This is a genomic window from Brevibacillus fortis, assembly GCF_003013395.1.
GTDB classification, from domain to species: domain Bacteria; phylum Bacillota; class Bacilli; order Brevibacillales; family Brevibacillaceae; genus Brevibacillus; species Brevibacillus fortis.
In genome coordinates this window covers 38,561-45,726 of sequence record NZ_PXZM01000032.1, presented here as the reverse complement: position 1 = coordinate 45,726, position 7,166 = coordinate 38,561, and the positions used below count along the sequence as shown (strand labels likewise).

Here is a 7,166-nt window from a genome sequence, read left to right as displayed (position 1 = left end):
CACACTCTTAGCAATCATGCGTATTCAGTTTTGAATGAATTAATGAAGAAGTCATTCCTTTAAGGAATGGCTTCTTTTATGATTAGGTACGAAAATAATACGTTCCTTGTGTTAATTGGAAAATACACACTGAAAAGTGCTGTAGGTATTGGGTGAAAATAAAGTTTTAGACCAATTAATAAAGTATTAGACTGGCAGCGAGCGTAAGTTAACAGGCAGAAGAGCTAAATAGTCGAGTAATTTGTTTGGGGAAAACTTATGTTGGTTTGGCAATCATTGCTGGTGCAATTTTGGGAGGCTCTACTTAATGTAGTAGGGGATTTATTAACTTTTCAACTACCAATCTTTTTCACTTTTCGTGCATGGACAGTGTTTTCGTGAATTATAGGTCAATGAAATAGAGGTAGTCTAGGACTTTATTTTCGTGTCTTGGACTGCCTCTGACTCTTTTAACAAGGTTAGTCTAAAACTTATTTTATGAAGGCAGCTGATTTAGCAATGCAAAAACACTGATTAGAGCAAGAACGCCAGTGAAAAAAAGGAAGAGGACAAGTGCCCTCTTCCTTTTCACATTAAGCCTTTCCTGCTTCGTCTCCAGGCTTTTTCCCCATATCATTCCCACTACGCAGAGGAATTTCCTTCAGGAACAGCGCGATGATGACCGCGATTCCTGCTACAATCGCCCCAGTCAAAAACGTAGTCGTAATCCCATAGCTCATCGCTTCCCGAATCATATCCAGCATATGAGTAAACAGCGGCTGTAAATCGGGTGGCAGACTAGCCAGCGTGGCTTCAATTTTAGGTTGATCCAACAAATTTTGCGGATTCGTAAAGAGCGACAGCTTCTCTGCCAGAGCGGGATCGGCTGCTGCTGGATTGTTTCCTTGGCCCATCGCTCCCGACAGTTGCGTCATTTTTGCAGACATGCTGGCACTCATGACGGTCCCCATGACAGCAATTCCTATGGTTCCACCGAGGTTGCGGAAGAGCTGCGAAGTTGCCGTAGCGACACCCAGTTGCTGTGGTGCGACTGCATTTTGCACGGTCAAGGAGAAGACCGGCATCGCAATCCCGATCCCCAGACCGAGAATGACCATGTAGATCACGAGCAAATAAATCGGTGTAGCTGGGGACATGAAATACATCAGCACCATGCCCAGAGCCATGACGGAAAGTCCGCTCAACGCCATCTTTTTATATTTCCCCGTCTTAGTCATGATTTGTCCAGCGAGTGCGGAGGTCGTGAGCATGGCAATGGACATCGGCATCGCGACATAACCGGCCATCGTCGGAGAGATGCCTTTGACCCCTTGGACAAAGAACGGCACATAAATGATTGCGCCCATCATCCCGGCGTTCAGGAAGAATCCGACCAGATTGGAGACGGTAAAAATACTGTTTTTAAACAAGCCCAGCGGAAGCACTGGAGTCTTTACTTTCATCTCAATCATAATAAACACGATCAACGAAACGATTGTGGCTGCAAACAAACCAATTATTTGCCACGAACCCCAAGCGTATTTGCCTGGCCCATCTCCTGCCCATGAGAAAGCGAGCAGCATCGGTACGATGGTGAGAGTTAAGAACAGCGAGCCAAAATAGTCGACAGACTCACCTTCTTGCTTCGCTACCTTCGGGAAATGAATCATGATCAGAAGAAAGGCAATCACGCCAATCGGCAAGAAGATCCAGAACACCCAGTGCCAGTCGAGATGGTCGACGATATATCCGCCCATCAGAGGACCAAGCACACTGGATACGCCGAAGACGGCACTCATGATTCCGCCCCATTTTGCACGCTCGCGAGGTTCATACAGATCACCCATGGCGGTAAAGGCAGTAGACATGATGATCCCGGCACCCGCCCCTTGAATGCCACGATACGTAATCAGTTGAAAAATATCGGTGGAAAACCCGGATAACAAGGCCCCGATACTAAACAACCCGATACCCGTCAAAATAAAAGGCTTTCTTCCATATATATCGGAGAGCTTCCCAACCAGCACGGAAGCGACAGTGGAGGTCAGCAAATAAATCGTAATCGCCCACGAATAGTAATCCATGCCACCTAGCTTGGAGATAATACGCGGCATGGCAACCCCGATAATGGTCTGGTTGATCGCGGCGAAAAACATGGCTGTAATAATCGCGATCATGATCGTCACTTTCTTTTTCTCTGTCAGCTGTTGCAATCTTGATGCTCCTCTCTTTGTTGCTCTATATTCTTCAGAACCTGGCGATAGATGCGGACCAAGTGTTGCTTGTCTTCATCAGATACACCGGCAAAAAACTGTTCAATGGTGCTTCTTACCACGGCTTTGTATTGCCGCAGGATGTCTTTTCCTTGATCGGTGATGTCCAGTTGCACGACGCGGCGATCCGTACTGTCACGATTTCTCGTGGCATAGCCACAAGCAATCAATTTATCAGCGAGACTCGTAACAGCCCCGGGGGTAATATTCATATGTTCTGCAATAGAAGATGCCTTCTGCGGACCATTCATATCTAGAATTCGCAATAGCATGGCTTGTGATCCTGACACGAGTGGGTCCAGACGCTTGTGTGACTCAGCCGAAACTTTTCGTTGGAGTTGAATATAAAGTTCTTCAAAATTGACCTGGCTTGGCATGGTACCCTCTCCTGTTTTCACTACTTAATTATATATGGAGTTAAATGTTTACCCCCTAAAACATTTACGAGTATACACCGACTCATGAAGGAGAGTCAAAGTAACCTTTTACCAATTTGACCAATTCAGTTGGTCATTATGTGATCAATTTCGTCATAAATCGGGAAAAAATACTAAATTTCGACCTGATTTCATGGAATTTTCAGAGTTGCGGTGCTACAATCAGTTTTGGCTTTCTTTTCATATTAGATAAATAGATAGGTGGGATCTTAACGTGTTTGGGAAAAAATTAACCAGCGCCTTGCTCGCAACAGCGCTGATGAGCCCGATGTCGGCTTTTGCAGCTCAAGGGACGAAACAGCCAGCAGATGTCGTGTTAACCAACGGCGCGGTCTACACAGTGGACATAAAGAACAGCTGGGCAGAGGCAGTGGCAATCCGCGGTGACGAAATCGTCTTTGTCGGCGCAGATGAATATGCGAAAGCACACATCGGCAAGGATACGAAAGTAATCGATCTGAAAGGCCAAATGGTATTGCCAGGCTTTATCGACAGTCATACGCATGCGAGCAAAACGACGGGACTCATTTACTCCATTGATTTATTTGACGGAGGCTCTGTCGAGGAGTACGTTGCGACCATCGAGAAATTCGTAAAAGAGCATCCAAACGAACCAACACTGCAAGGCCGCGGCTGGAGCAATCCGGTAGTGCCTGGTATCGGTCCACGCAAGGAAGTATTGGATAAAATCGTGCCAAAAACGCCAATCGCGTTGACCTCAGATGACGGTCACTCTCTGTGGGTAAACTCGGCAGCATTGAAGCTGGCCGGAATCACGAAGGACACGCCAAATCCTGAGGGCGGCATTATCGAGCGCGATCCGAAAACAGGAGAACCATCTGGAACGTTGCGTGAAAGTGCCATGGATCTGGTGCTGTCAAAAATCGGCGGATACACCGTACAGCAATACAAGTCCGGAATTGAAGCCTACCAAGAAAAAGCAGTAGAACGCGGTGTGACTACGGTGCGCGACCCGGATATGCTGCGTTATCCGAATGTACTCGAAGCATACGAGGAGCTCTCGAAAGAGGACAAGCTGACCATCCGCTTCCGCAATGCGTTGACAGCGAATCCAGAAAAAGGACCTGAGCAGGTCGCAGAATTCGTAAAAATCCGTGAGCGCAATCAAAACCCGTTATTCCAAGTAAACGCCGTTAAAATCTTCTTGGATGGTGTCGTAGAAGGCGCTACAGCATATTTAGAAAAACCGTATGTCCATAAGGAAACAAACGGAGAATTAATTTGGAAGCAAGATGTCTACAATCAAACCGCTGCCGCATTAGACAAGGCAGGCTTCCAATTGCACGTCCATTCCATCGGGGATGCTTCTACCCGTATCGCACTGGACGGTATGGAGTTTGCTGAAAAACAAAATGGCAAGCATGATGCTCGCCACTCGCTCGTTCACTTGCAGCTGGTCAACGAAACAGACATCGAGCGCTTCAAAAAGCTGGGTGCAGTCGGAATCGTGCAGCCGTTCTGGTTTATGCAGGAAGAGGGCTACTACGATGAGATCGAAGTACCGTACTTAGGTAAAGAACGCGCAGAAAAAGAATACCCGATGAAGAGCTTCCTGAATAAAGGGGTTCATGTAGCTTCTTCGTCTGACTACATCGTAACGCCAGAATTCAATCCACTGCACGGCATTCAACAAGGCATTACACGGATCGAGGACGGTGTAACCGATCAGAGCAAAATTGCCAACCCAGACGAGCGTGCGACCCTTGCGGAAATGATCGCCAGCTTCACGATTGATGGTGCTTATGCCAACCACGTGGACGACATCACAGGCTCGATCGAAGTCGGCAAGAAGGCAGATCTCATCGTGCTCGATAAAAACTTGTTTAAAATTCCGGCGACTCAAATCAAGGAAGCAAAAGTTGTACTGACCTTGGTTGAAGGGAAGGAAGTCTATCGTCAAAAGGAAACAAAGTAAGAAGGGAAAAATGGTCGTCCGTTGCGATGGCCATTTTTTTGTGCGTGAGGGCGGGAAGCAAGAGAGCTGAGCGAGCTGGCCTATCGATCCAAAGCTTATTGGGGATACAGTGACGAATTCATGGAGGCCTGTCGTGAAGACCTGACGTTGTCCCCTGCACATATTGAGAATCACGAGGTATACGTACTAGAGGCTGAGGGCAGCATCAAGGGCTTCATGAGTCTGGAAAAGGATTCAGAGCAAGAGAAGTGGCTATTAGGCTTTTTGTTCATGGAACCGGAGGCAGTAGGAAAAGGTTACGGAAAGGCTCTGTGGCATCATATGGTAGAGATGGCACAAGAGCTGGATATCCCAGTCATCACCATCCACAGCGACCCGTACGCAGAACCGTTTTACTTGTCGAGGGGAGCAAAACGAGTAGGAGAAATCGCGTCTACCGTTATCCCAGGAAGAAAATTGCCGTTGTTGGAAGTGGAGATTAAAAAAGTACGGAGTATGGAATAGCTGCAGTCTATTCCAATCAGCGTTTCCTTCATTATTTCACGATTTTATACCGGATCGCCTTGGCAACTGCCTGCGTACGATCTACTACGCCCATTTTCTGCAAAATCCGATGGATATGCGTCTTGACTGTACCTTCTGAGATGAGCAAGTGCTGCGCAATCTGATCGTTGCGTTTGCCGTAGGATAGCTGCTCGAGTACGTCCAGCTCTCGATCGGTTAACTGATCTAACATGACAAGCGGGGGAAGCACAAAGTCTGGAGTAGAGTCAGAATGAGATGCAGACTCATGATTTTCTTGTTGAAACTGTAGCACCTCCGCGAGAGCCTTGGCAGCTGTAGCCGTGTAGAACAGTGCCTCTCCCTGATGGGCTCTGCGAATGAGGTCCAGCATATCCTGTGAATCGGAATCCTTTAGCATATAGCCGACCGCACCTGCGCGAATACCATCTACGATGTAATCGTACGTGTCAAATGTTGTGAGGATTAACACTTTTATCGAAGGATGGAGTCGAGTGATTTCTCGGGTCGCTTCGATTCCCGACATGTTCGGCATTTGTACATCCATTAAGACGACATCAGGGATCACTTCTCCTATGAGCTTCACGGCGTCTTCTCCATTGGAAGCCTCCCCGCTTACTTCCATATCCTTCTGCATTTTTATGACATACCCCAAGCCTTGACGGATCATCGTTTGGTCATCGACCAGGACCACACGAATGGTCTCTTTTTTGTTTTTATTTACCATGCTGGCATTCCTCCGTATCTATCGCTATTCGTTTATCAAAGCGGAAAGCTGATGTCAATTTGAAAGCCATGGGGCTCTCGAATGGAATAGGAAAGGTCTCCGTTTAATTGCTGGGCATGTTCTGCGATACCTGTTAAGCCATGTCCCGGTTTGATTTGATGATGATTCGTAATAGTCCCATTGTCCCAAATCGACAGGAATAGGAAGTTTTGCTTTTTTTCAATCGCGATGAAAATCTCCGTTGCATCTGAGTGTCGAATGGAATTGGTAATAGCTTCTTGGAGAATCCGGTAAAGCGTAATCGTCATCTGCTGAGACAGAGGAATGTCTGGATTGGGACTAATCAGATGCATTTTGATGTCGGTATGCTGTTGGGCTCGTGATAAGAGTATACGCAGCGGTGTGATTCCCAGAGATGATTTGTCTGCAGCTAATGTATGTACAGACGAGCGTATATCATCGAGGCTTTGCTTGGATACCGTAAGCATGTCTCGTACAGCCTCCTGTGCGTCAATCGGTCCGCCTTGCAGCATGTATTTCAAAGCATTCAATTGAACGATTAACGATGTGAGACTGTGTCCCAAGGCGTCGTGAACATCGCGGGCGATTCTGGTCCTCTCCTCCAGGACAGCGGCACGAAGTGTATTCACAGAGGCCGCTTGAAGTTCAGAATGAGCTTCTTGGAGTTCAACATGCGCCTCTTGTAATTGTTTAAGATGCTGCTGACTCGATTCCTTTTGTTGATTTTGAAGAGATAATCCGCGTGCGCCGATATACCATCCGATATAGGCCACGACATAGCCGATTACCTCCTCAAAATTATAGTCTTTATAAAAGTACATGTAAGAAAAGGAGCATCCCCCAAAAAAAGTCGCATAGTACAATGCTCGGCGTTCAAGAATGTGAAATCCAATAAAAGCTGCCAATGGCAAGGATAGACCGATCTCTTCTCCTACATATAGAACTTTTATAAATGACACGGTACCAAGAACGATAATGGCGATGTCTTTTTGAAAAGGTTTCCAATTGTTTTTTGGCCTGAGAAACATCAGGAGGAAGCAGAAGATGATGATCAGAGAGATGATAAATGGAATGGTTGGCTCATTCATGTAAGCAGTTGGAATGAGAAAAAATGAGATCAATACAAAAAAACAAATGAGCAGAAAACGGGAGCGAGTTGAAGCGTTCAAGAAGACAACCTCCTTTCTTGGAATACGTACCCATATAGTTTCATTTTAGCATGCACTGTCGTCTATCTCCGGGTGTATGGTCTTCTATCTCTGGATAGATAA

General features: G+C 46.5%; 6 protein-coding genes. 2 read left to right on the top strand and 4 right to left on the bottom strand.

Going from position 1 to position 7,166, the window contains the following annotated elements; translation table 11 throughout:
* Positions 1-572: 572 nt before the first annotated feature.
* Both C7R93_RS19750 and C7R93_RS19745 read right to left on the bottom strand, forming a co-directional pair.
* On the bottom strand, positions 573-2,192 hold the full coding sequence (locus C7R93_RS19750; protein WP_106840414.1) for a DHA2 family efflux MFS transporter permease subunit: 1,620 nt from the start codon (positions 2,190-2,192) through the stop codon (positions 573-575).
* Entirely contained in the window at positions 2,180-2,629 is a 450-nt protein-coding gene (locus C7R93_RS19745) for a MarR family winged helix-turn-helix transcriptional regulator (protein ID WP_167402483.1), read from the bottom strand. The genes C7R93_RS19750 and C7R93_RS19745 overlap by 13 nt, the downstream gene beginning before the upstream one ends.
* 274 nt (positions 2,630-2,903) lie before the next feature.
* Between C7R93_RS19745 and C7R93_RS19740 the strand changes: the two genes are divergently transcribed.
* Both C7R93_RS19740 and C7R93_RS19735 read left to right on the top strand, forming a co-directional pair.
* Positions 2,904-4,625, top strand: coding sequence for an amidohydrolase (locus tag C7R93_RS19740; protein ID WP_106840412.1), 1,722 nt, complete (start codon positions 2,904-2,906; stop codon positions 4,623-4,625).
* 66 nt (positions 4,626-4,691) lie between these two features.
* Entirely contained in the window at positions 4,692-5,129 is a 438-nt protein-coding gene (locus C7R93_RS19735) for a GNAT family N-acetyltransferase (RefSeq protein WP_106840411.1), read from the top strand.
* Positions 5,130-5,160: 31 nt separating this feature from the next.
* Here C7R93_RS19735 and C7R93_RS19730 read toward each other — a convergent pair whose 3' ends face one another.
* Together C7R93_RS19730 and C7R93_RS19725 are read right to left on the bottom strand one after the other, a co-directional pair.
* Positions 5,161-5,874 carry a response regulator transcription factor gene (locus C7R93_RS19730; RefSeq protein ID WP_106840410.1) on the bottom strand — a complete coding sequence of 238 codons (714 nt, stop codon included), beginning with the start codon at positions 5,872-5,874 and terminating at the stop codon, positions 5,161-5,163.
* Positions 5,875-5,909: 35 nt separating this feature from the next.
* Positions 5,910-7,064 (bottom strand): sensor histidine kinase, encoded by a 1,155-nt coding sequence (locus tag C7R93_RS19725; protein ID WP_106840409.1) that lies wholly within the window; start codon positions 7,062-7,064, stop codon positions 5,910-5,912.
* Positions 7,065-7,166: the final 102 nt, after the last annotated feature.